This is a genomic window from Micromonospora sp. LOL_013, from assembly GCF_048060315.1.
In the GTDB taxonomy this organism is placed as follows: Bacteria; Actinomycetota; Actinomycetes; order Mycobacteriales; family Micromonosporaceae; genus Micromonospora_E.
In genome coordinates, this window is sequence record NZ_JBHMIQ010000005.1 from 64,954 (window position 1) to 87,638 (window position 22,685).

General features: G+C 71.0%; 24 protein-coding genes and 1 pseudogene. 20 read left to right on the top strand and 5 right to left on the bottom strand.

Annotated features, from left to right (window positions below; genetic code table 11):
- The first annotated feature begins 11 nt into the window (after positions 1–11).
- Genes ruvX through ACFHWS_RS05140 form a run of 3 tightly spaced genes read left to right on the top strand, consistent with a single transcriptional unit; the run spans position 12 to position 2,549 of the window.
- The gene (gene ruvX, locus ACFHWS_RS05130) at positions 12–482 is read left to right on the top strand and encodes a Holliday junction resolvase RuvX (RefSeq protein ID WP_416556749.1); all 471 of its coding nucleotides are present in this window, start codon (positions 12–14) and stop codon (positions 480–482) included.
- Positions 482–1,678: an endolytic transglycosylase MltG gene (gene mltG, locus ACFHWS_RS05135; RefSeq protein ID WP_416556748.1), complete on the top strand. Its 1,197-nt coding sequence runs from the start codon at positions 482–484 to the stop codon at positions 1,676–1,678. Before ruvX ends, mltG begins: the two co-directional genes overlap by 1 nt.
- Before the next feature lie 46 nt (positions 1,679–1,724).
- Positions 1,725–2,549 carry a shikimate dehydrogenase gene (locus tag ACFHWS_RS05140; protein WP_416556807.1) on the top strand — a complete coding sequence of 275 codons (825 nt, stop codon included), beginning with the start codon at positions 1,725–1,727 and terminating at the stop codon, positions 2,547–2,549.
- Here ACFHWS_RS05140 and ACFHWS_RS05145 read toward each other — a convergent pair.
- The 3 genes from ACFHWS_RS05145 to ACFHWS_RS05155 are packed head-to-tail and all read right to left on the bottom strand — an operon-like array spanning position 2,464 to position 4,670.
- On the bottom strand, positions 2,464–3,402 hold the full coding sequence (locus ACFHWS_RS05145) for an MFS transporter (protein WP_416556806.1): 939 nt from the start codon (positions 3,400–3,402) through the stop codon (positions 2,464–2,466). The two genes, ACFHWS_RS05140 and ACFHWS_RS05145, sit on opposite strands and share 86 nt — an antisense overlap.
- Positions 3,403–3,431: 29 nt before the next feature.
- Entirely contained in the window at positions 3,432–4,499 is a 1,068-nt protein-coding gene (locus ACFHWS_RS05150; protein ID WP_416567721.1) for an RNA-guided endonuclease InsQ/TnpB family protein, read from the bottom strand.
- 24 nt (positions 4,500–4,523) lie between these two features.
- Positions 4,524–4,670, bottom strand: coding sequence for a helix-turn-helix domain-containing protein (locus ACFHWS_RS05155; protein WP_416556983.1), 147 nt, complete (start codon positions 4,668–4,670; stop codon positions 4,524–4,526).
- A 19-nt stretch (positions 4,671–4,689) separates the two neighbouring features.
- Here ACFHWS_RS05155 and tnpA point away from each other — a divergent pair, with 19 nt between their 5' ends.
- The gene (gene tnpA, locus ACFHWS_RS05160) at positions 4,690–5,160 is read left to right on the top strand and encodes an IS200/IS605 family transposase (protein ID WP_416556984.1); all 471 of its coding nucleotides are present in this window, start codon (positions 4,690–4,692) and stop codon (positions 5,158–5,160) included.
- Between the two features lie 37 nt (positions 5,161–5,197).
- On the opposite strand, the pseudogene ACFHWS_RS05165 reads toward tnpA, so the two are convergent.
- Positions 5,198–5,401: pseudogene (locus ACFHWS_RS05165) on the bottom strand (MFS transporter); the annotation flags it as partial.
- 154 nt (positions 5,402–5,555) lie between these two features.
- On the opposite strand from ACFHWS_RS05165, the gene aroC reads away from it, so the two are divergent.
- From aroC to nusB, 6 genes are all read left to right on the top strand, one after another.
- Positions 5,556–6,734, top strand: a complete 1,179-nt coding sequence (aroC, locus tag ACFHWS_RS05170; protein WP_416567722.1) for a chorismate synthase — start codon at positions 5,556–5,558, stop codon at positions 6,732–6,734.
- 19 nt (positions 6,735–6,753) lie between these two features.
- Positions 6,754–7,281, top strand: a complete 528-nt coding sequence (locus ACFHWS_RS05175; protein WP_416556986.1) for a shikimate kinase — start codon at positions 6,754–6,756, stop codon at positions 7,279–7,281.
- 11 nt (positions 7,282–7,292) lie between these two features.
- Positions 7,293–8,369 (top strand): 3-dehydroquinate synthase, encoded by a 1,077-nt coding sequence (gene aroB / locus ACFHWS_RS05180; protein ID WP_416567723.1) that lies wholly within the window; start codon positions 7,293–7,295, stop codon positions 8,367–8,369.
- Between the two features lie 16 nt (positions 8,370–8,385).
- Positions 8,386–8,829, top strand: coding sequence for a type II 3-dehydroquinate dehydratase (gene aroQ, locus ACFHWS_RS05185; protein ID WP_416556988.1), 444 nt, complete (start codon positions 8,386–8,388; stop codon positions 8,827–8,829).
- Between the two features lie 133 nt (positions 8,830–8,962).
- On the top strand, positions 8,963–9,520 hold the full coding sequence (gene efp, locus ACFHWS_RS05190; protein ID WP_416556989.1) for an elongation factor P: 558 nt from the start codon (positions 8,963–8,965) through the stop codon (positions 9,518–9,520).
- Positions 9,521–9,543: 23 nt separating this feature from the next.
- Positions 9,544–9,951, top strand: a complete 408-nt coding sequence (gene nusB / locus ACFHWS_RS05195) for a transcription antitermination factor NusB (protein WP_416557038.1) — start codon at positions 9,544–9,546, stop codon at positions 9,949–9,951.
- A gap of 109 nt (positions 9,952–10,060) precedes the next feature.
- On the opposite strand, the gene ACFHWS_RS05200 is transcribed toward nusB, so the two are convergent.
- The gene (locus tag ACFHWS_RS05200) at positions 10,061–10,549 is read right to left on the bottom strand and encodes a transcriptional regulator (protein ID WP_123601171.1); all 489 of its coding nucleotides are present in this window, start codon (positions 10,547–10,549) and stop codon (positions 10,061–10,063) included.
- A 288-nt stretch (positions 10,550–10,837) separates the two neighbouring features.
- Here ACFHWS_RS05200 and pyrR point away from each other — a divergent pair, with 288 nt between their 5' ends.
- The 10 genes from pyrR (at position 10,838) to gmk (ending at position 22,676) form a co-directional block, all read left to right on the top strand.
- Positions 10,838–11,464: a bifunctional pyr operon transcriptional regulator/uracil phosphoribosyltransferase PyrR gene (gene pyrR, locus ACFHWS_RS05205; protein ID WP_416556990.1), complete on the top strand. Its 627-nt coding sequence runs from the start codon at positions 10,838–10,840 to the stop codon at positions 11,462–11,464.
- Positions 11,461–12,384: an aspartate carbamoyltransferase catalytic subunit gene (locus ACFHWS_RS05210; RefSeq protein ID WP_416556991.1), complete on the top strand. Its 924-nt coding sequence runs from the start codon at positions 11,461–11,463 to the stop codon at positions 12,382–12,384. Before pyrR ends, ACFHWS_RS05210 begins: the two co-directional genes overlap by 4 nt.
- 70 nt (positions 12,385–12,454) lie before the next feature.
- On the top strand, positions 12,455–13,753 hold the full coding sequence (locus ACFHWS_RS05215) for a dihydroorotase (protein WP_416556992.1): 1,299 nt from the start codon (positions 12,455–12,457) through the stop codon (positions 13,751–13,753).
- Positions 13,750–14,898: a glutamine-hydrolyzing carbamoyl-phosphate synthase small subunit gene (gene carA / locus ACFHWS_RS05220; RefSeq protein WP_416567724.1), complete on the top strand. Its 1,149-nt coding sequence runs from the start codon at positions 13,750–13,752 to the stop codon at positions 14,896–14,898. Before ACFHWS_RS05215 ends, carA begins: the two co-directional genes overlap by 4 nt.
- Entirely contained in the window at positions 14,891–18,232 is a 3,342-nt protein-coding gene (carB, locus tag ACFHWS_RS05225; RefSeq protein ID WP_416556994.1) for a carbamoyl-phosphate synthase large subunit, read from the top strand. Before carA ends, carB begins: the two co-directional genes overlap by 8 nt.
- Complete coding sequence (locus ACFHWS_RS05230) at positions 18,229–19,299, top strand: quinone-dependent dihydroorotate dehydrogenase (RefSeq protein WP_416556995.1); 1,071 nt, start codon at positions 18,229–18,231, stop codon at positions 19,297–19,299. The genes carB and ACFHWS_RS05230 overlap by 4 nt, the downstream gene beginning before the upstream one ends.
- Positions 19,296–20,672 (top strand): adenosylmethionine--8-amino-7-oxononanoate transaminase, encoded by a 1,377-nt coding sequence (locus ACFHWS_RS05235; protein WP_416556996.1) that lies wholly within the window; start codon positions 19,296–19,298, stop codon positions 20,670–20,672. Before ACFHWS_RS05230 ends, ACFHWS_RS05235 begins: the two co-directional genes overlap by 4 nt.
- 37 nt (positions 20,673–20,709) lie before the next feature.
- Positions 20,710–21,549, top strand: coding sequence for an orotidine-5'-phosphate decarboxylase (gene pyrF, locus ACFHWS_RS05240; protein WP_416556997.1), 840 nt, complete (start codon positions 20,710–20,712; stop codon positions 21,547–21,549).
- A 174-nt stretch (positions 21,550–21,723) separates the two neighbouring features.
- Entirely contained in the window at positions 21,724–22,041 is a 318-nt protein-coding gene (gene mihF, locus ACFHWS_RS05245; RefSeq protein WP_123601181.1) for an integration host factor, actinobacterial type, read from the top strand.
- A 32-nt stretch (positions 22,042–22,073) separates the two neighbouring features.
- Entirely contained in the window at positions 22,074–22,676 is a 603-nt protein-coding gene (gene gmk, locus ACFHWS_RS05250; RefSeq protein ID WP_416556998.1) for a guanylate kinase, read from the top strand.
- The last annotated feature ends 9 nt before the right edge of the window (positions 22,677–22,685 follow it).

A 22,685-nucleotide genomic window follows, 5' to 3' on the forward strand; every position in this document is an offset into this window, starting at 1 on the left:
AGCGGTACGAGGTGAGCGCCTTCGTCCGTGGACGCCGGCTCGGCGTTGACGTGGGGCAGGTCCGGGTCGGTCTGGCGATCAGCGACCCGGACGGCATTCTCGCCACCCCGTTGATGACGGTGCGGCGGGACCTGTCAACCGGCGGCCCGACGACACCGGCCGACGTGCCTACGGACATCGCGAAAATTGTCCAGATAGTCCGTGAGTACGAGGTCAGTGCGGTTATTGTCGGTCTGCCGGTGAACCTCGCCGGTCGCCACGGACCGGCCGCCGACGCGGTCAGCGCATACGTGCGGTTACTCGAAGTGGCGGTATCGCCGATTTCAGTCCTGACGACCGACGAAAGGATGTCGACGGTGGTCGCTAGCCGTAGGCTGTCCGAGCGGGGCGTCCGAGGACGACGTCAACGTACGGTGGTCGACCAGGCGGCCGCCGTGGAGATCCTGCAGAGCTGGCTGGATGCGCAGCGGAGGCAGAAGTGATGATCGACGAACTGGACCTCGCCTTCGAGGACCGGGCCGACAAAGGCCGGCACCGTCGGGGCGCGCGGCGCAAGAAGCCGTCCGGCGGTGGCGGTCGCGGCAAGACCTTCGCCGCGCTGCTGGTCACCGTGCTGCTGCTCGGCATGCTCGGCGGTGGCGTCTGGTACGGCTTCGACCGGGTGCAGGGCTACTTCGCCACCCCGGACTACGCCGGCGGCGGCACCGGTGAGGTGGTGGTCCAGGTCCGGGCCGGCGACACCGCCACCGACATCGGCAACACCCTCGTCGACGCCGGCGTGGTCAAGAGCACCAAGGCGTTCGTCAACGAGGCCCGGGACAACTCCCGCAGCCAGAACATCCAGCCGGGTTTCTACACGCTGCGCCTGGAGATGAGCGCGGCGACCGCGCTCAGCCTGCTGCTTGACCTGGAGAACAAGGTATCCAACCGGGTGACCATCCCGGAGGGCCGTACCGCCAAGCAGATCTACCAGCTGCTGGCCGAGTCGACGGACATCCCGGCGGAGGAGTTCGCCACCGCAGCCGAGGATCCGTTGGCCCTGGGCGTGCCCGAGTGGTGGATGACCCGCACCGACGGGCAGGAGGTGACGGTCTCCGCCGAAGGGTTCCTCTTTCCGGACACCTACGACTTCGATCCCGACGTCACCGCCCCGGAGATCCTCCGGGTGATGGTCAACCGGTTCCTGACCGTCACCGGCGAGATGGAGTACGCCGACCGGGTGCAGGCCGAACGCGGCGGGATCAGCCCGTACGAGGCGTTGATCGTCGCGTCGCTGGCGCAGGCCGAGGCCGGCATCGCCGAGGACCTCGCCAAGGTCTCCCGGGTGGCGTACAACCGGGTGTACAGCGAGACCTTCCCGTGCAGCTGCCTGCAGTTCGATGTGACGGTCAACTACTACTGGGAGCTGACCGGCCAGGAGACCAAGGCGTCCAAGGACATGACCCGCGAGGAGCTGTACGACGAGAGCAATCCGTACAGCACACACGCGCACAGCGGGCTGCCGCCCACGCCGATCAACAACCCGGGCAAGGCCGCCCTGGAAGGGTCGATCAACCCGCCGGACGAGGACTGGGTCTACTTCGTGGCGATCGACAAGGAGGGCCGTTCGGCGTTTGCCGAGACCCTCGACCAGCACAACCAGAACATCGAGATCGCCCGGCAGAACGGCATCCTCTGAGGTGTCCGCCCCCCGACCGTCCACCGCCGTCCGGCGGCGGGCCGCAGTGCTCGGCAAGCCGATCGGGCACTCACTGTCGCCGGTGATCCACAACGCCGGCTACCGGGCCGCCGGGCTGACCGGCTGGAGCTACACCGCGATCGAATGCGCCGAGGCGCAGCTGGCGGGCCTGGTTGCTGGTCTCGGCCCGGAGTGGGCCGGGCTGTCGGTCACCATGCCGTTGAAGGAGGCGGCGCTCGCTCTGGCCGGGCGGGCATCCCCGGTGGCCACCGCGGTCGGGGCGGCCAACACCCTGGTACGCCGGGCCGACGGCGCCTGGTTCGCCGACAACACCGACGTGGCGGGGATGGTCGCGGTGCTGCGCGACGCCGGTGTCGGCACCGGTGCCCGGTTCACCGTGCTGGGTGCCGGCGGCACCGCCCGAGCCGCGTTGGCGGCCGCCGCCGCGCTGGCCGCCGCATCGGTCACCGTGGCGGCCCGACGACCGGCGGCGGTCGACGAACTGGTGCCGGTCGCCGGCGCGCTCGGCGTGTCGATGACCGGTGCCGACCTGTCGGCAGCCCCAACGGCGGCGGCCGGCACCGACGTACTGGTCTCCACCCTGCCGAAGGGGGCCGCCGACCCGTACGCCGGCCAGCTGCCGTGGGCATCCGGCACGGTCTGCTTCGACGCGATCTACGATCCCTGGCCGACTCCACTGGCCTCGGCGGCCGCTGCCGCCGGTTGCCGGGTGGTCTCCGGGCTGGATCTGCTGCTGGCCCAGGCGGTCGGGCAGTTCGAACAGTTCACCGGGGTCGCCGCGCCGGTACCGGCGATGCGGGCCGCGCTGTCGACACAGCGAGCAGTGACAGCACCGCCGCGCCGAGGATGATCAGCGCCATCGGGGTGGCGCTGGCCGTGCCGGCCAGCCCGACCACCGGCGCGGCCAGCGAGGCGATCCCCGACTGGACCGCGCCGAGCAGGGCGGCGGCGGTGCCGGCGTGCCGGGCGTGCTCCTCCAGGGCCAGCGCGGTCCCGTTCGGCATCAGCATCCCGATCGTGGCGACGTAGCCGGCCAGCGCCGGCAGGATCAGCCACAGCTGACCGGTGGCCGCGCCGGCCACCAGCAGCGCCGCGGCACCGGCTCCGGCGGTCAACGCGCCGACGAACAGCGGTCGGGTCCGGTACCGGCCGACCAGCCGGGCGTTGAGCTGGCTGAGCGCGATCAGCCCGACCGCGTTGGCCCCGAACACCAGGCTGAACATGGTCGGCGACAACCCGAACCCGTCCTGCAGCACGTACGGCGATCCGGAGATGTAGGCGAACATGCCGGCGAACGCCAGACCCTGGGTCGACGCGTACCCGATGAACGCCCGGTCGGTGAGCACCAGCCGGGCCGCGCGGGCGGCGCCGGCCAGACCGTCCGGGTTCCGGCGCTCTTCCGGCAGGGTCTCCGGCTGCCAGCGGGCCATGACGACGGCGAGCAGCGCGGCGACCACCGCGAGGGCGACGAAGACCCCCCGCCAGGAGGTCACCCGCAGCACCACCGCACCGAGCACCGGCGCGGCGATCGGTGCCACCCCGAAGACGATCAGCAGGCGGGAGAAGAACCGGGCCGCGTCGGCACCCGCGTAGAGGTCGCGGACCACCGCGCGGGCGACGACCACCCCCACCCCGCCGGCGAAGCCCTGGAGCAGCCGCAACCCGGCCAGTGCCTCGGCGTTCGGGGCCAGCGCGCACGCCAGCGAGACGACGACTTGACATCCTCCTCGCCTTAAGGGACGAGGATTCCCTCCACGCTACGCGTGGAACACGCGGCGTCCGGGTGGGTTACCGCTTCACTGCGCGCCGCCGGGACAAGTCCTGGTCTTACGTGCGCTCGACGGTCGTTGAAGTCCGCATGTCCGGCGGCCTTGATGTTGATGGCGGCGTTGATGTCCCGGTCGTGGTGGCTGCCGCACGGGCAGTCCCACTCCCGGACGTTCAACGCGATCTTCTCGTTGATCCGGCCGCAGTCGCAGCACATCCGGGTGGACGGGAGCCACCGGTCCACCCGGGCGAACGCGCGCCCGTACCGCTCCGCCTTGTACTCCAGCATGCCGGTGAAGGCGGCCCAGCCCGCATTGTGCACGGACTTCGCCAGCCGAGTCCGGCCGAGACCAACAACGCACAGGTCCTCGACGTACACCGCTTGGTTCTCGCGGATGATCGCCGTGGACAGCTTGTGCTGCCAGTCCCGCCGGGTGTCGGCTACCCGCGCGTGAGCGCGGGCCACCTCGATCACGGCTTTCTTGCGGCGGTTGCTGCCCCTCTGCTTGCGTGAGAGTGCCTGCTGCAACCGCTTGAGCTTGCGGGCCGCGCGGCGCAGGAACTTCGGTGCGGTCACCTTCGTGCCGTCGGACATGACCGCGAAGTGGGTCAGGCCCAGATCGATGCCGATCTCGGAGTCGACCGGCGGCAGCGTCTCGTCCTCGCCGATCTGCACGACGAACGAGGCGAAGTACCGGCCTGCCGTGTCCTTGATCACGGTGACCGAGGTGGGATCCGACGGCAGGCCGCGCGACCAGCGCACCGGAACGTCGCCGATCTTCGGCAGCCGCAGGCGGCCGTTGTCACAGACCTTGAACCGGGAGTTCTTCGTGAACCGGATCGCCTGCCGGTTGTCCTTACGGGACCGGTACCGGGGCGGGGCCACCTTGCGGCCCCGGCGTTTGCCGGACAGCGAGTTGAAGAAGTTGCGGTACGCGGTGTTCAGATCGGCGACGGCCTGCTGCAACACCACGGCCGACACCTCACCCAGCCAGGCCCGGTCCTCGCTGGCCTTGGCCGCTGTGATGACCAACTTCGACAGGTCGCCGTCGGAGATTTACTTCTCGCCCGCCTCGCGGGCCTGCTGACGCAGCCTGAGTCCGTCGTTGAAAACCACCCGGGCACACCCGAACGCCTGCGTCAGCGCGGTGCGCTGGGCGGCGTCCGGGGTGATCCGGTAGTTGTAACGGAGCTGCACGGCCATCACTGTATCATGTTGGTTTATGGTCGAACTTCAAGGCATCCGCACCGGCAGGCACTGCACTTTCGCGATGCATGTCCACTTGGTTTTCGTGACGAAGTTCCGGCACAACGTGTTCGCCGACCGGCACGTGACCCGGATGGAGACGATCATGCGAGACGTGTGCGCCGACTTCGAGGCCGAACTGGTCGAGTTCAACGGCGGACACAACCACGTCCACCTGCTGGTCAACTTCCCACCCAAGGTCGCCGTGGCCAGGCTGGTCAACAGCCTCAAAGGGGTCTCCTCGCGCCGCCTCCGGCAGGAGTTCCCCGACCTGGTGCACCACTACTACCGGGCCAACAAACTCTGGTCCGGCTCGTACTTCGCCGGGTCTGTCGGCGGCGCACCGCGCAGCGTCATCAAGCAGTACATCGAGCAGCAGAACCGTCCCGGTCAAGGCACTGCCCCGGCCTGGCGGCCCTCCCAGCGCGGGCCTTCACCCCCGGCCTGAAGGCCGGAGCACTGGCCCGCATTCCGGTAGCCCGGGAAGCCGGCCAGCGCCGCCCCCACCGGTCGCTCACCGGCCCGCCGACCAGCTGCCCGAACGCGACGCCGATCAGGCAGGCGGTCAGCGACAGCTGCACCCGGGCCGGGGTGGCGGCGAGGTCGTCGCTGATCGCCGGGAACGCCGGCAGGTACATGTCGATCGACAGCGGCCCCACCGCGGTGACCGCGCCGAGCAGGATGAGCAGCACCGCTGGTCGGCGGCGGATGTCGTACGGCACGAAACCACCACCCCCCGAGACGACCAACCGTACGTTAGGGCGGCTCAGTCGGTGTCCGGAGGGCGGGACACGGGCGACGTGGGTCACCGGGGTCCGACCACGCCGTGCCACACTTTCCGACGTGTTGCGTTGGCTGACCGCAGGTGAATCCCATGGCCCCGCGCTGGTCGCACTCCTCGAAGGCGTCCCCGCCGGCGTCGAGGTGACCAGTGCCGAGATCGGCCGCGAGCTGGCTCGTCGTCGGCTCGGCTACGGCCGGGGCGCCCGGATGAGTTTCGAGCAGGACGAGATCGAGATCGTCGGCGGCCTGCGACACGGGGTGACACTGGGCAGCCCGGTCGCGATCCGGGTGGGCAACTCGGAGTGGCCGAAGTGGCGCACCGTGATGGCGGCCGACCCGGTCGACCCGGACGAGCTGGCCGGGCAGGCCCGCAACGCCCCGTTGACCCGGCCCCGGCCGGGGCACGCCGACCTGGCCGGGATGCAGAAGTACGGCCACACCGACGCCCGGCCGATCCTGGAGCGGGCCAGCGCCCGGGAGACCGCTGCCAGGGTCGCCGTCGGCACGGTCGCCCGGGCGCTGTGCCGGCAGGCACTGGGCATCGAGATCGTGTCGCACGTGGTCGAGCTCGGTTCGGTGGCCGCCAAACCCGGGCTGCAGCCCCGCCCAGAGGACGCCGAGCGGGTCGACGCCGACCCGCTGCGCTGCCTCGACCCCGAGGCGAGCGCCCGGATGGTCGCCGAGGTGGACGCCGCCAAGTCCGACGCCGACACCCTGGGCGGCATCGTCGAGGTGCTCGCCTACGGCGTACCGCCGGGGCTGGGCAGCCACGTCCAGTGGGACCGCAAGCTGGACGCCCGGCTGGCCGCCGCGGTGCTGTCGATCCAGGCGGTCAAGGGTGTGGAGATCGGCGACGCCTGGCAGCAGGCCCGGTCGCGGGGCTCGGTCGCGCACGACGAGATCATCCCCACCGCGGCCGGGGTGCGCCGGGCGACTGACCGGGCCGGTGGGCTGGAGGGCGGTGTCAGCACCGGCGAGCCGCTGCGGGTACGGGCCGCGATGAAGCCGATCTCCTCGTTGAATCGGGCGCTGTCGACCGTCGACGTCGTCACCGGGGAGCCGGCGACCGCGATCAACCAGCGGTCCGACGTCTGCGCGGTGCCGGCCGCCGCGGTGGTGGCCGAGGCGATGGTGGCGCTGGTGCTGGCCGAGGCGGCCACCGAGAAGTTCGGCGGTGACGCGGTCGCCGAGATCCGCCGCAACGTCGCCGGGTACCTGGACCACCTGGTGATCCGCTGATGGCTGCGGTGATCTGCTGATGGCTGCCCCGGTCTGCGTACTGGTCGGTGCACCCGGTGCGGGCAAGACCAGCACCGGTACGGCGTTGGCCGGGCTGCTCGGCTGCGAGTTCCGCGACACCGACACCGACATCGTGGCGGCGGCCGGCAAGCCGATCCCGGAGATCTTCGTCGACGACGGCGAAGAGCATTTCCGGGCCCTGGAACGGGCGGCCGTCCGGGCGGCACTGGGCGGTTTCGACGGCGTGCTCGCGCTCGGCGGCGGTGCGGTGCTGGCCGAGGAGACCCGGGCCGCGCTCGCCGGGCACACCGTGGTCCACCTCGGCGTCGAGCTGGCCGACGCGGTCCGCCGGGTCGGCCTCGACGCCGGCCGACCGCTGCTGGCGATCAACCCGCGGGCCACGCTGCGACACCTGCTGGAGCAGCGTCGTCCCCTCTACGAGCAGGTGGCCACGCACCGGGTGGCGACCGACGGCCGTACCCCGGAACAGGTCGCCGAGGAGATCGCCACCCTGCTGCGCACACCGGCCGACCGGCCCGGGTACTAGGCTCGGCGCCGATGAACTCAACGACCTGCATCCCGGTGCCCGGCGACCGACCCTACGACGTACTGGTCGGCCGGGGGCTGCTCGACACGTTGCCCGACCTGCTGCCCGGCGCGGACCGGGTGGCGGTGCTGCACGCGCCTCCGCTGAAGGGCCAGGCCGACCGGATCGCCGCCGGCTGCGCCGCGGCCGGGGTCAAACCGTCGCTGGTCGAGGTGCCGGACGCCGAGGCCGGCAAGTCGCTCGAGGTCGCCGGGCGGGTCTGGGCGGAGCTGGGCGCGGTCGGCTTCACTCGTACCGACGCGGTGGTCGGGGTCGGCGGCGGCGCGGTGACCGACCTGGCGGGTTTCGTGGCCGCCTGCTGGCTGCGCGGGGTCCGCTGGGTGCCGGTGGCGACCAGCCTGCTCGGCATGGTCGATGCGGCGGTGGGCGGCAAGACCGGGATCAACACGGCGGCCGGCAAGAACCTGGTGGGCGCCTTCCACCCGCCGGCCGGGGTGCTGGCCGACCTGGACCTGCTGGCCAGCCTCGCGCAGGTCGACCTGGTCGCCGGGTTGGCCGAGGTGGTCAAGTGCGGGTTCATCGCCGATCCGGCGATCCTGGAGCTGATCGAGGCCGATCCGGCGGCGGCCGCCGACCCGACCGGGCCGCAGGTGCGGGAGCTGATCGAGCGCGCCGTGCGGGTCAAGGCCGACGTCGTCGGTGACGACCTGCGCGAGTCGGGGCTGCGTGAGGTGCTGAACTACGGGCACACCCTGGCCCACGCGATTGAGAAGGTGGAAGGCTACCGCTGGCGCCACGGGCACGCGGTGTCGGTCGGCCTGGTCTACGCGGCGACCCTGGCCCGGCTGGCCGGGCGGCTTGACGCGACGGTCGCCGACCGGCACGCGTCGGTGCTCGCCGCCCTGGGACTGCCCACCAGCTACCGGGCCGAGGCGTGGCCGGGGCTGCTGGCCACGATGCGGGTGGACAAGAAGGCCCGGGGAAGCCGGCTGCGGTTGGTGGTGCTCGACGCGCTGGCCCGGCCGGGAATCCTCGACGGCCCGGCTGACACGTTGCTCGCCGAGGCGTACCGGCAGGTGGCGGCGTGACGGGAGGTGGCGGGGCGTGCGGACGTACGTGTTGAACGGCCCGAACCTGGGCCGGCTGGGCAGCCGTCAGGTCGACGTGTACGGGCTGACCAGCTACGCCGACCTGGTGGCGATGTGTGTGCAGGTGGGCCGGGACGCCGGGCTCGACGTCGAGGTGCGCCAGACCGACGCCGAGCACGAGATGCTCGGCTGGCTGCACGCGGCGGCCGACGCCGAGGCCGCCGTGGTGCTCAATCCGGGTGCCTGGTCGCACTACTCGTACGCGGTCCGGGACGCCTGCGCGCTGCTGCGTGGACCGCTCGTCGAGGTGCACATCTCCAACATTCACGCCCGCGAGCAGTTCCGGCATCACTCGGTGGTGTCGGCGGTCGCCACCGGGGTGATCTGTGGGCTCGGGGTGGACGGCTACCGGCTGGCGCTGCTGCACGTCGCCCGGTTGGCCGCAGCCAGTCCCCGCTGAGCCGGGACAGGCGCCGGTCGCGGGCCGTGTCCTGCTGCGTTGGGTCGGGTAGAGGTCGGGCCGTCCCGGCTGAGCCGGGTCCGGCCCGATAGACTTGGCAGATCCGTCCGCACATTGATGATCAAGGCAGGAAATGGCGACCACCAACGACCTGAAGAACGGGCTGGTTCTCAACCTCGACGGCGAGCTGTGGGCCGTCGTGGAGTTCCAGCACGTCAAGCCCGGCAAGGGCGGCGCTTTCGTGCGCACCACCCTGAAGAACGTGCTCTCCGGCAAGGTGGTCGACAAGACCTTCAACGCGGGCACCAAGGTCGACACCGCGACCGTCGACAAGCGGACCATGCAGTACCTGTACGCCGACGGCGAGGACTACGTCTTCATGGATCTGGAGACCTTCGACCAGATCATGGTGCCCGGCGGCACGGTTGGCGAGGCAGCCAGCTACCTGCTGCCCGAGGCCGAGGCGATCGTGGCGACCCACGAAGGCGTGCCGCTGTACGTCGAGCTGCCGACCAGCGTGGTCCTCGAGGTCACCTACACCGAGCCGGGCCTGCAGGGTGACCGGTCGACCGGCGGCAACAAGCCGGCCACGATGGAGACGGGCGCCACCGTTCAGGTGCCGTTGTTCGTCACCACCGGCGAAAAGATCAAGGTCGACACCCGCGACGGCCGCTACCTCGGCCGAGCCTGATGGCCGAGGGGCCGAAGACCTCGATGCCGGCGCGCCGCAAGGCGCGTAAACGGGCACTCGACGTGCTCTACGAGGCGGACATGCGCGATCTGCCGCCGGCGCAGGTGCTGGTCGGTTACCTGGCCCGGCTGTCCCCGCGTCCGGAGCATCTCGACTACGCGGTCGGTCTGGTCGAGGGGGTGGCGGTCCACCGGGACCGGATCGACGAGCTGATCGGCAGCTACGCCGAGGGGTGGACGCTGGACCGGATGCCGGTGGTCGACCGCAACCTGGCCCGGATCGCCGTCTACGAGTTGCTCTACGTCGACGAGATCGACGACCCGGTGGCCATCACCGAGGCGGTCGAGCTGGCCCGGCAGATGTCAACTGACGATTCGCCGCGGTTCCTCAACGGTCTGCTGGACCGGATCGCCGAGTACACCCCGCACTAGCGGCTCCCGCCGCCACGGCGGGCACCGCCACGACCGCCGGTGCCACGCGACACCGCCGACGGGCCCGATCCCGCTGGATCGGGCCCGTCGGCGGTTGGGTGCGCAGCCGTCAGGAGGCGAAGAACGCCCGCGGGTCGGCGACCAGTACGCCGTGCTCGTTCAGCCGCTCGATGAGGCCGGACGGCGACGAGTCGTACACGATCGCCAGCGCCCGCAGGTCGTCGGCGCGGATGGACAACACCCGACCGTTGTAGTCACCGCGCTGCTGCTGGATCGCCCGGGCGTACCGGGCGACGTAGGCGAGGTCCTCGCCGACCTCGTCGTACAGCCGCTCCAGATCCAGGACGATCTTGCTGGTGGGCTCGTGACGTACCCCACTGCCGTCCGGCAGCAGTTCCGACACGGGTACCCGGTAGAAGTCGGCCAGTTCGGCGAGGCGGGAGACGGTGACTGCCCGGTCCCCACGCTCGTAGGAACCGACGACGACAGCCTTCCAACGCCCGTTCGACTTCTCCTCCACCCCCTGCAGGGACAGCCCCTGCTGCTGACGGATGGAGCGCAGGCGGGCGCCCAACGACTTGGCGTACTCAGAGGGCATACGGACTCTCCCAGTGCTTTGCCCGGGGCTTTCCCCAGCGATCGCTACGGAGCGTGACGGTACGGCGGTTCGCAAGCGCGGTCAAGTGGTGAATAGCTACCAGTGAACAAGATCGTGACGACTTGCCCCAAATTTCGTCTTACTGATGCGACACTCAGCGCCCGATATCGGCTCGGCAACGGGACGCTGGTAACGTTCGGCGTGACCGCTGACCAGCCGGGTGCCGGCCGGCGGTACCCATGACGTCCTTTAACGACCCGTCCCGTGAGGCGGGGAAGGGGGTCCGCTGTGGCCTACCCGTCGGCCACCCAATCATCGGCGACGATGCCACCGTCTGTTAAGAGCATCCTGACCAGCGCCGACATTCAACGCGTCGTCGACCGGATCGCCCATCAGGTGCTGGAGAAGACCAACGGGGCGCAACGCACCGTACTACTCGGAATTCCTACCCGGGGCGTGCCGCTCGCCCGTCGGCTCGCCGACCGGATCCGCACCTTCGAAGGGGTCGCCGTCCCGGTCGGTGTGCTCGATATCACCCTCTACCGGGACGATCTCCGGCTGAAGGCCACCCGCGCGCTCGGGCCCACCGAGCTGCCCTCCGGTGGCATCGACGGCCAGCGGGTCATCCTGGTCGACGACGTCCTCTACTCGGGCCGGACCGTACGGGCGGCGTTGGACGCGATCAGCGACCTCGGCCGGCCCAGCTCGGTGCAGTTGGCGGTGCTGGTCGACCGGGGTCACCGGGAGCTGCCGATCCGCGCCGACTACGTCGGCAAGAACATCCCCACCGCGCTCACCGAGAACGTCAAGGTGCTGCTCGCCGAGGTCGACGGCTCCGACGAGGTACGGCTGTTCAGTTCCCCCGGCACGGCCCAGGCGGCGGACGGCCCACAGCGGGGGAGGGACCAGCGATGATCAGGCACCTGCTGTCCGGCGCCGATCTGGACGCGGCGGACGCCACCCGGATCCTGGACACCGCGGTCGAACTCGCCTCGCTGGCCGGCCGCGAGGTGAAGAAGCTGCCCACCCTTCGTGGGCGCACCGTGGTGAACCTGTTCTACGAGGACTCCACCCGGACCCGGATCTCGTTCGAGGCCGCCGCCAAACGACTCTCCGCCGACGTGATCAACTTTACGGCCAAGGGATCCAGCGTCTCCAAGGGCGAGAGCCTCAAGGACACCGCGCTCACCCTGCAGGCGATGGGGGCCGACGCGGTGGTAATCCGCCACCCCGCCTCCGGCGCCCCGCACCGGCTGGCAAACTGGGTGGACGGCTCGGTGGTCAACGCCGGCGACGGCACCCACGAGCATCCCACCCAGGCACTGCTCGACGCGTACACCATGCGGGCGCGGCTGGGCCGGCTCGCCGGCCTGCACGTGGTGATCGTCGGCGACGTGCTGCACAGCCGGGTCGCCCGGTCCAACGTTTTGCTGCTGGCCACCCTCGGCGCCAAGGTGACCCTGGTCGGGCCGCCGCCGCTGATCCCGGTCGACATCGCCACCGCGCTCGCCCCCGGCGTCGGGGTCGGCTACGACCTCGACGCCGTGTTGCCCACCGCCGACGTGGTGATGATGCTGCGGGTGCAGCACGAGCGGATGGCCGACTCCTACTTCCCGTCCGCCCGTGAGTACGCCCGCCGGTACGGCCTGGACGGGGCCCGGCTGCGCCGGCTGCCCGGGCACGCCATCGTGATGCACCCCGGACCGATGAACCGGGGCATGGAGATCTCCGCCGAGGTCGCCGACTCACCCCGCTCCACGATCGTGGAACAGGTCGCCAACGGGGTAAGCGTCCGGATGGCCGTGCTCTACCTGCTGCTCGGCGGCCGCGGCTGATGCGGCGCATCGGTCACCCACATTCGCACCGGCACCATCGCCCCCAGGCACACGACGAAAGGACCTCGCTGTGAGCGCGTACCTGATCAAGGGCGTCCGGGTCCTCGGCCGGGACCCCGTCGACCTGCTGCTGCGCGACGGCGTGGTCGCCGACGCCGGCTCCAAACTGACCGCGCCGGGTGCGCAGGTGCTCGACGCCGACGGCCTGATCGCCCTGCCCGGTCTGGTCGATCTACACACCCACCTGCGTGAACCCGGCCGGGAGGACGCCGAGACGGTGGAGACCGGATCGCGGGCCGCCGCGCTCGGCGGCTACACCGCCGTCTGCACGATGGCGAACACCTCCCCGGTGGCCGACACCGCCGGCGTCGTCGAACAGGTCTGGCGGCTCGGCCGCCAGGCCGGGCTGGTCGACGTACAGCCGATCGGCGCGGTCACCGTGGGCCTGGCCGGCGAACGCCTCGCCGAGCTCGGCGCGATGGCCGACTCCGCCGCCGCCGTGCGGATCTTCTCCGACGACGGGCACTGCGTCGCCGACCCCCGGCTGATGCGCCGCGCCCTGGAGTACGTCAAGGCGTTCGACGGCGTCGTCGCCCAGCACGCCGAGGAGCCCCGGCTGACCGAGGGCGCCCAGATGCACGAGGGTGAGGTCTCCACCCGGCTCGGCCTGACCGGCTGGCCGGCCGTCGCCGAGGAGGCGATCGTCGCCCGCGACGCGCTGCTCGCCGAACACGTCGGCAGCCGACTGCACGTCTGCCACCTGTCCACCGCCGGCAGTGTGGAGATCGTCCGGCAGGCCAAGGCCCGTGGGGTCCGGATCACCGCCGAGGTCACCCCGCACCACCTGCTGCTCACCCACGAGGCACCGACCAGCTACGACCCGGTCTTCAAGGTCAATCCGCCGCTGCGGACCGGCGAGGACGTCGCCGCGCTACGCGCCGCGCTCGCCGAGGGCGTCATCGACATCGTCGCCACCGACCACGCCCCGCACGCGGTGGAGGACAAGGAGTGCGAATGGGCGTACGCCCGGCCCGGGATGCTCGGGTTGGAGACCGCCCTGTCCGTGGTGCTGCTCACGACCGCGTTGCACGACGACGACGGTGCACCAGACTGGGAGCTGATCGCCGAGCGGATGTCCCGGGCCCCGGCCCGGATCGCCGGGCTGACCGGGCACGGGCACGACCCCGCGCCGGGCGTCCCGGCGAACCTCACCCTGATCGACCCGGCCGTCAGCCGCACCGTCGACCCGGCCGAGTCGGCCAGTCGCAGCCGCAACACCCCGTACGCCCGGATGGTGCTGCCCGGCCAGGTGGTCGCCACCTTCCTGCGCGGCGACGCAACGGTGCTCGACGGAAAGGCCGTGCGATGAACGACACCACCAACACCACTGCGGCACCCCGTCGGCGGAATCCGGCGCTGCTGGCGCTCGAGGACGGCCGGGTCTTCCCCGGCGAGAGCTACGGCGCGGTCGGGGAGACCTTCGGCGAGGCGGTGTTCACCACCGCCATGACCGGCTACCAGGAGACGCTGACCGACCCGTCCTACCACCGGCAGGTGGTGGTGCAGACCGCGCCGCACATCGGCAACACCGGGGTCAACGTCGACGACGACGAGTCGGACCGGATCCGGGTGGCCGGGTACGTCGTCCGCGACCCGGCCCGCCGTCCGTCGAACTGGCGCTCCACCGGTGACCTGGAGGACCGGCTCGCCGCCGAGGGCGTGGTCGGCATCTGCGGGGTCGACACCCGGGCGCTCACCCGCCACCTGCGTGACCGGGGGGTGATGCGGGTCGGCGTCTCCACCCTGACCGACGACCCGCAGGAGCTGCTGGACCGGGTCCGGCAGGCGCCGCAGATGGTCGGCGCGGACCTGTCCGCCGAGGTGACCACCGCCGAGCCCTACACGGTCACCGCCCAGGGCGAGCATCGTTACACGGTCGCCGCGCTGGACCTGGGTATCAAACGCAACGTGCCGCGCCGGCTGGCCCAGCGCGGGGTGACCACCCACGTGCTGCCGGCCACCTCGACGCTGGACGAGATCCTGGCCACCGGGCCGGACGCGGTGTTCTTCTCACCCGGGCCGGGTGACCCGGCCACCGCACACCACGCGGTCGAGTTGGCCCGGCAGGTGATGGCCCGACGTACGCCGTTGTTCGGTATCTGCTTCGGCTCGCAGATCCTCGGCCGGGCCCTCGGCTTCGGCACCTACAAGCTCGGCTACGGCCACCGTGGCATCAACCAGCCGGTGCTCGACCGCACCACCGGCAAGGTCGAGGTGACCAGCCACAACCACGGGTTCGCCGTGGACGCCCCGCTGAACACGGTGATCGACACCGATTTCGGCGGCGTCGAGGTGAGCCACGTGTGCCTCAACGACGACGTGGTCGAGGGGCTGCGGGCCCACGAGGTGCCGGCGTTCACCGTCCAGTACCACCCGGAAGCGGCGGCCGGCCCGCACGACGCGGACTACCTGTTCGACCGGTTCGTCGAGCTGATCGAGGGAAAACATGCCTAAGCGGACAGATCTGCAGCATGTCATGGTGATCGGCTCCGGGCCGATCATCATCGGCCAGGCCTGCGAGTTCGACTACTCCGGCACCCAGGCGTGCCGGGTGCTGCGCGCCGAAGGGCTGCGCGTGTCGCTGGTCAACTCCAACCCGGCGACCATCATGACCGACCCCGAGTTCGCCGACGCCACCTACGTCGAGCCGATCACGCCCGAGTTCGTCGAGCTGGTCATCGCCCGGGAGCGTCCCGACGCGCTGCTGCCCACCCTCGGCGGGCAGACCGCGTTGAACACCGCCGTCACCCTGCACTCCGCCGGCGTGCTGGACAAGTACGGCGTGGAACTGATCGGGGCCGACGTCGACGCGATCCGCCGCGGCGAGGACCGGCAGCTGTTCAAGGACATCGTCGCCACCGCAGGTGGCGAGACCCCGCGCAGCCGGGTCTGCCACAGCATGGCCGAGGTGCACGACACCGTCGCCGAACTCGGGCTGCCGGTGGTGATCCGACCGTCGTTCACCATGGGCGGGCTCGGCTCGGGCATGGCGCACACCCCGGCGGACCTGGAGCGCATCGCCGGTGCCGGGCTGGCCGCCTCCCCGGTGCACGAGGTGCTCATCGAGGAGAGCGTGCTCGGCTGGAAGGAGTACGAGCTGGAGCTGATGCGCGACCGCAACGACAACGTGGTCGTGGTCTGCTCCATCGAGAACATCGATCCGATGGGGGTGCACACCGGCGACAGCGTCACCGTCGCCCCGGCGATGACCCTCACCGACCGGGAGTACCAGCAGATGCGCGACATGGGCATCGCGGTCCTGCGCGAGGTCGGCGTCGACACCGGCGGCTGCAACATCCAGTTCGCCGTGCACCCGACTACCGGCAGACTGGTCGTCATCGAGATGAACCCCCGGGTGTCCCGGTCGTCGGCGCTGGCGTCCAAGGCGACCGGCTTCCCGATCGCCAAGATCGCCGCCAAGCTGGCGATCGGCTACACCCTCGACGAGATCCCCAACGACATCACCAGGCAGACCCCGGCGGCGTTCGAGCCGGTCCTCGACTACGTCGTGGTCAAGATCCCCCGGTTCGCGTTCGAGAAGTTCCCCGGCGCCGACCCGGAGCTGACCACCACGATGAAGTCGGTCGGCGAGGCGATGAGCCTGGGCCGCAACTTCACCGAGGCGCTCAACAAGGCGATGCGCTCGATGGAGACCAGGGCCGCCGGGTTCTGGACGGTGCCCGACCCGGCCGGGGCCACCGTCGAGTCCACTTTGGCCGAACTGGCTGTCCCGCATGACGGCCGGCTCTACACCGTCGAACGGGCGCTGCGGCTGGGCGCCACCGTCGCCCAGGTCGCCGAGGCGTCCGGCGGCACCGACCCCTGGTTCCTGGAGGAGATCGCCGGCCTGGTCGAGCTGCGTGGCGAGATCGAGGCCGCGCCGGTGCTCGACGCCGCGCTGCTGCGCCGGGCCAAGCGGGCCGGGCTGTCCGACCGGCAGGTGGCCGCGCTGCGTCCGGAGCTGGCCGGCGAGGACGGGGTACGGGCGTTGCGGCACCGGCTCGGTCTGCGTCCGGTCTACAAGACGGTCGACACCTGCGCCGCCGAATTCGCCGCCCGTACGCCGTACCACTACTCCAGCTACGACGCGGAGACCGAGGTCGCACCGTCGGACCGACCAAAGGTGCTCATCCTCGGCTCCGGGCCGAACCGGATCGGCCAAGGCATCGAGTTCGACTACTCCTGCGTGCACGCGGTGATGGCGCTCGCCGAGTACGAGACCGTCATGGTCAACTGCAACCCGGAGACGGTCTCCACCGACTACGACACCGCCGACCGGCTTTACTTCGAACCGCTCACCTTCGAGGACGTGCTGGAGGTCTGGCAGGCCGAGGACGCCGCCGGCCGGGCCGCCGGCGGCCCCGGCGTGGTCGGGGTGATCGTCCAGCTCGGCGGGCAGACCCCGCTCGGGCTGGCGCAGCGCCTCGCCGACGCCGGGGTGCCGATCGTCGGCACCCCACCGGAGTCGATCCACCTGGCCGAGGATCGGGGGGCGTTCGGTCAGGTCCTGGCCCGCGCCGCGCTGCGCGCCCCGGCGCACGGCACCGCTGTGTCGTTCGAGCAGGCCAAGGCGATCGCCGACGAGATCGGCTACCCGGTGCTGGTCCGCCCGTCGTACGTGCTCGGCGGGCGCGGCATGGAGATCGTCTACGACGACGCGACGCTGCGCGACTACATTGGCCGGGCCACCGACATCTCGCCGGAGCATCCGGTGCTGGTCGACCGGTTCCTCGACGACGCCATCGAGATCGACGTGGACGCGCTGTGCGACGCCACCGGTGAGGTCTACCTCGGTGGGGTGATGGAGCACATCGAGGAGGCCGGGATCCACTCCGGCGACTCGTCCTGCGCGCTGCCGCCGATCACCCTGGCCGCCCCGCACCTGGCCACCATCCGGCACTACACCGAGCAGATCGCCCGCGGCGTCGGGGTGCGCGGGCTGCTCAACGTGCAGTACGCGCTCAAGGACGACGTGCTGTACGTGCTGGAGGCCAATCCGCGCGCCTCGCGGACCGTGCCGTTCGTCTCCAAGGCCACCGCGGTGCCGCTGGCCAAGGCGGCGGCCCGGATCATGCTCGGCGCCACCGTCGCGCAGCTGCGCGACGAAGGGATGCTGCCGGCCACCGGCGACGGTGGCACGTTGCCGCCGGACGCGCCGATCGCGGTCAAGGAGGCGGTGCTGCCGTTCAAGCGGTTCCGCACCCGCGCCGGCCACGGCGTCGACTCGCTGCTCGGCCCGGAGATGAAGTCGACCGGCGAGGTGATGGGAATCGACCCGGCGTACGGCAACGCCTTCGCCAAGTCGCAGGCTGCCGCGTACGGTTCCCTGCCGACCAGCGGAAAGATCTTCGTGTCGGTAGCCAACCGGGACAAACGCGCGATGATCTTCCCGGTGAAGCGGCTGGCCGATCTTGGATTCGACATCGTCGCCACCGCCGGCACCGCCGAGGTGCTGCGCCGCCACGGCATCGCCTGCGAACTCACCCGCAAACACTGGGAGGAGTCCGGCGACGGGCAACCGGACGCGGTGACGTTGATCGCCTCCGGCGGGATCGCCTTGGTGATCAACACGCCGCAGGGTTCCGGTGCCAGCGCCCGCTCCGACGGGTACGAGATCCGCAGCGCGGCGGTCAACGCGGACACCCCGTGCGTGACCACCGTGCCCGGCGTCGCCGCCGCCGTGATGGGCATCGAGGCGCTGATCAACGGGGACATGGCGGTCCGGCCACTGCAGCAGCTGCACGCGGCGCTACGCCCGGAGACAGTCGGCCGGCAGGCCGCCCGGTGACCCGCTCCGGCGGGTACCGGCTGGCCCGGTCGGCGTTGTTCCGGCTCGGCGGCGGCGACGCCGAGACCGCCCACGAATGGACGCTGCGTCGGCTGGCCGCCCTGTCCCGCAGCCGGGTGGCGCTGGCCGCGTTGCGCACCCGGTACGCGGTAGCCGCGCCGCGTACCGTCTTCGGGATCCACTTCCCCAACCCGGTAGGCCTGGCCGCCGGGATGGACAAGGACGGCCTGGCCCTGCCCGCCTGGCCGGCGCTGGGCTTCGGCTTCGTCGAGGTCGGCACGGTCACCGCGCGTCCCCAGCCGGGCAACCCCCGACCCCGGCTGTTTCGGTTGCCGACCAGCGAGGCGGTAATCAACCGGATGGGGTTCAACAACGCCGGCGCCGAGGCGCTCGCCGACCGGCTCGCGGTGCTCGGCCGGCTGGACGAGCGGGCCGGGTTCGGCCGATCGCATCCGGCGCACGCCGACCGCCCGGTGCCGTTAGGCATCTCGCTCGGCAAGTCGAAGGTCGTGCCGATCGAGGAGGCGGTCGACGACTACCTGTCGGCGTACAAGGCACTCAGCGGCTACGGCCAGTACTTCGTGATCAATGTTTCCTCGCCGAACACCCCGGGACTGCGGCAGCTGCAGGACCGCGAACACCTCGACACCCTGCTGGCCGCGCTGGTGGGGGAGCGGCCGATCCTGGTCAAGATCGCGCCGGATTTGGCCGAGTCGGCCATCGCCGAACTGCTGGAGGTCTGTCTGGCCCGGGGTGCGGCCGGGGTGATCGCCACCAACACCACCCTGTCCCGGTCCGGCCTGGCCGTCGACGACGCCGGTCAGGCGGAGCAGGCCGGCGGGCTGTCCGGCCGTCCGTTGACCGGCCGGGCCCGCGAGGTGGTCTCCTTCGTCCATCGGGAGACCGACGGCGGGTTGCCGGTCATCGGGGTCGGCGGCATTCTCGACCCGGACGACGCAGCCCGGATGTTCGACGCCGGTGCCAGCCTGGTGCAGCTCTACACCGGCTTGCTCTACCGGGGTCCGGGGCTGGTCCGGGCGATCGCCCGGCAGGTCCGGGGCCGATGAGCGTACCGCGTCCGGCGGGCCCGGGGCCGACGAGCGCACAGCTGCCGGTGCCCGGCGACAGCCACCGCGCCGATCGGTTGCGGGAGCTGGACCGTCGGCACGTCTGGCATCCGTACGCCGCGCTGCCCCCGGCCATGGCACCCCTGCTGGTCGACAGCGCCGCCGGGGTCCGGCTGCGGCTGGTCGACGGGCGGGAACTGGTCGACGGGATGTCGTCGTGGTGGGCCGCCGTGCACGGCTACCGGCACCCGGTGCTGGACGCGGCCGTCACCGACCAACTGGGTCGGATGGCGCATGTGATGTTCGGCGGGCTCACCCACGAGCCGGCGGTCCGCCTCGCACAGACCCTGGTGGAGATCACCCCGCCCGGCCTGGAGCACGTCTTCCTCTGTGATTCGGGCTCGGTGAGCGTCGAGGTCGCGATCAAGATGGGCCTGCAGTACCAGCTCGGCCAGGGCCGGCCCGGCCGGCGCAAGTTGGCCACCTGGCGCGGCGGCTACCACGGGGACACCTTCCACCCGATGAGCGTCTGCGATCCAGAGGGCGGGATGCACCACCTGTGGCGCGGAGTGCTGCCGGCGCAGGTGTTCGTGCCCGCCCCGCCGGGCGACTTCGCTGCGGCGCCGGACGAGCGGTACCTGGCCGAGCTGGTCGACGCGGTGGCCCGGCACGCGGACGAGATCGCCGCGGTGATCGTCGAGCCGGTGGTGCAGGGCACCGGCGGCATGCGGTTCCACCATCCGGCGTACCTGCGCGCCCTGCGTGAGGCGACCGCCGCGCACGACGTACTGCTGATCTTCGACGAGATCGCCACCGGGTTCGGCCGTACCGGCGCGTTCTTCGCCGCCGAGCACGCCGGGGTGACACCGGATGTGCTCTGCCTGGGCAAGGCGTTGACCGGTGGCTACCTCACGCTGGCGGCCGCGCTGTGCACCCCGGAGGTGGCCGCCGGGATCTCCGCCGGTGGGGTCCTCGCCCACGGGCCGACCTTCATGGGTAATCCGTTGGCCTGCGCGGTCGCCAACGCCTCGATCGGACTGCTGCGTGCCGCCGTGCCGACGGTCGGGTCCAGGCCGGTCGCGGCCTGGCAGGTCGCCGTACGGCGGATCGAGGCTGGGCTGCGCGACGGCCTGGCTCCGGTCGCGACGCTGCCCGGCGTGCGCGACGTCCGGGTGCTCGGCGCGATCGGGGTGGTCCAGCTGGACCGGCCGGTCGACCTGGCGGCGGCGACCGCGGCGGCGGTGGACGCCGGGGTGTGGCTGCGGCCGTTCCGGGACCTGATCTACACCATGCCGCCCTATCCGGCGGACGACGATGACATTGCGCGGATCGCCCGCGCGATGGCGGCTGCGGCCGTCGCGGTACCGCGCTGAGGTCCACCCGGTGGTACCGCCGAGGAAGGGAGAGTCGATGGAAACCTTTGGTCAGCGACTGCACCGGGCCGTCAGCGTCCGGGGCCCGCTGTGCGTGGGTGTCGACCCGCATCCGCAGCTGTTGACCCGGTGGGGGCTGCCGGACGACGTCGACGGGCTGGCCCGGTTCGCCGCGACGGCGGTCGACGCACTCGGCGACGTGGCCGCAGTGGTGAAGCCTCAATCGGCCTTCTTCGAACGGTTCGGGGCTGCGGGCATCGGTGTCCTAGAGTCAACTATCCGACAGTTTCGCGAGGCTGGAGCCCTCGTCCTGCTCGACGTGAAGCGCGGCGACATCGGTTCGACGGTCGCCGCGTACGCCGCCGCCTACCTCGATCCGGCGAGCCCGTTGGCGGTCGACGCGGTCACGGCCAACCCGTATCTGGGCGTCGGGGCGCTCGCTCCGATGTTCGATCTTGCCAGCCGGCACGGCGGCGGCGTCTTCGTGGTCGCGCTGACCTCGAATCCCGAGGGGCGGGCCGTGCAGCACGCCCGGCTGTCCGATGGACGCACCGTCGCTCAGACGGTGATCGATGAGATTTCGCAGCTCAACGTGGGTGCGGAGCCGATTGGCAGTTTCGGTCTGGTGGTCGGTGCGACCGTTGGTGACACCGGCCATGAACTGTCGCACGTCAATGGCCCAATGCTTGCCCCGGGGCTGGGTGCGCAAGGTGGACGGCCCGAGGACCTGCGGACAGTGTTCGAGCAAGCGCTTTCCGCAGTCCTTCCGTCGTACTCCCGTGAGGTGCTGAACGCCGGCCCGGATCCGTCGGCGTTGCGGGCCGCGGCCGAACAGACGCTTGTTAAGTGTCGGGAGGCTCTCGGGGTCCTGATCTGAGTAAGCGATCGATTACCCCCGCGTGATCGTGGTGCGGCCACGTTGCCGAAAACGTCGCTGACCGCTAGTTTTCCCCGCGCCGGGAACCACATGCCCCTTTGGTTCCCGGCCACACCACGTTTCACAGAGCGGCGGTGCGGTCCGCCCGTCGCGATAGGGACCTGAGGAGAACTGGTGCCGCTCCCGTCACTGACCCCCGAACAGCGCGCAGCCGCGCTGGAGAAGGCCGCGGAGATCCGTAAGGCCCGTGCTGAGTTGAAGGAGCAACTCAAGCAGGGCAAGACCACCCTCGCCGCCGTGCTCGACCGGGCGGAGTCCGACGACGTTGTCGGCAAGCTGAAGGTTTCCGCCGTGCTGCAGGCGATGCCGGGCATCGGCAAGATCCGGGCGACCCAGATCATGGAGAAGCTCAAGATCGCCGACAGTCGTCGCCTCCGTGGCCTCGGCGACCAGCAGCGCAAGGCACTGCTCGGGGAGTTCGCCGCGAACTGATTCGCGGCAGGGTGTAGAAACAAGCAGTGACCATGTATGACGACGCGCGCCCGGCAGCTCGGCTCACGGTCCTCTCCGGCCCCTCCGGGGTCGGCAAGGACAGCGTGATCGAGCTGATCCGGGCGTGCTCGCCCTGGATCTGGCTGTCCGTCTCGGTGACCACCCGCCCGATGCGGGACTACGAGGTCGACGGCGTCCACTACTACTTCGTCGACCGACCCGAGTTCGAGCGGATGGCTGCCACCGGGCAGCTGCTGGAGTGGGCCGAGTTCGCCGGCAACCTCTACGGCACTCCGCGCTCGGCGGTCGAGCAACGACTAAGCACCGGCGAGCCGGTGCTGCTGAAGATCGACCTGCAGGGTGCCCGGCAGGTGCGGGCGGCGATGCCCGAGGCCCAGCTGGTCTTCCTCGCGCCACCCAGCGTCGAGGAGCTGAAACGGCGCCTCGTCGGTCGGGGGACCGACGACGAGGAGACGATCCGTCGCCGGCTGGAGCATGCCGACGAGGAGCTGGCCGCCGAGCGGGAGTTCGACGTCACGGTGGTGAACGACGAGGTCGAGCGAGCCGCAACCGAGCTGGTAGGATTGCTCGGTTCGTCATTATTGACCGACGCCCAGTCACACCGCCCGGCCTGACAGCACCCA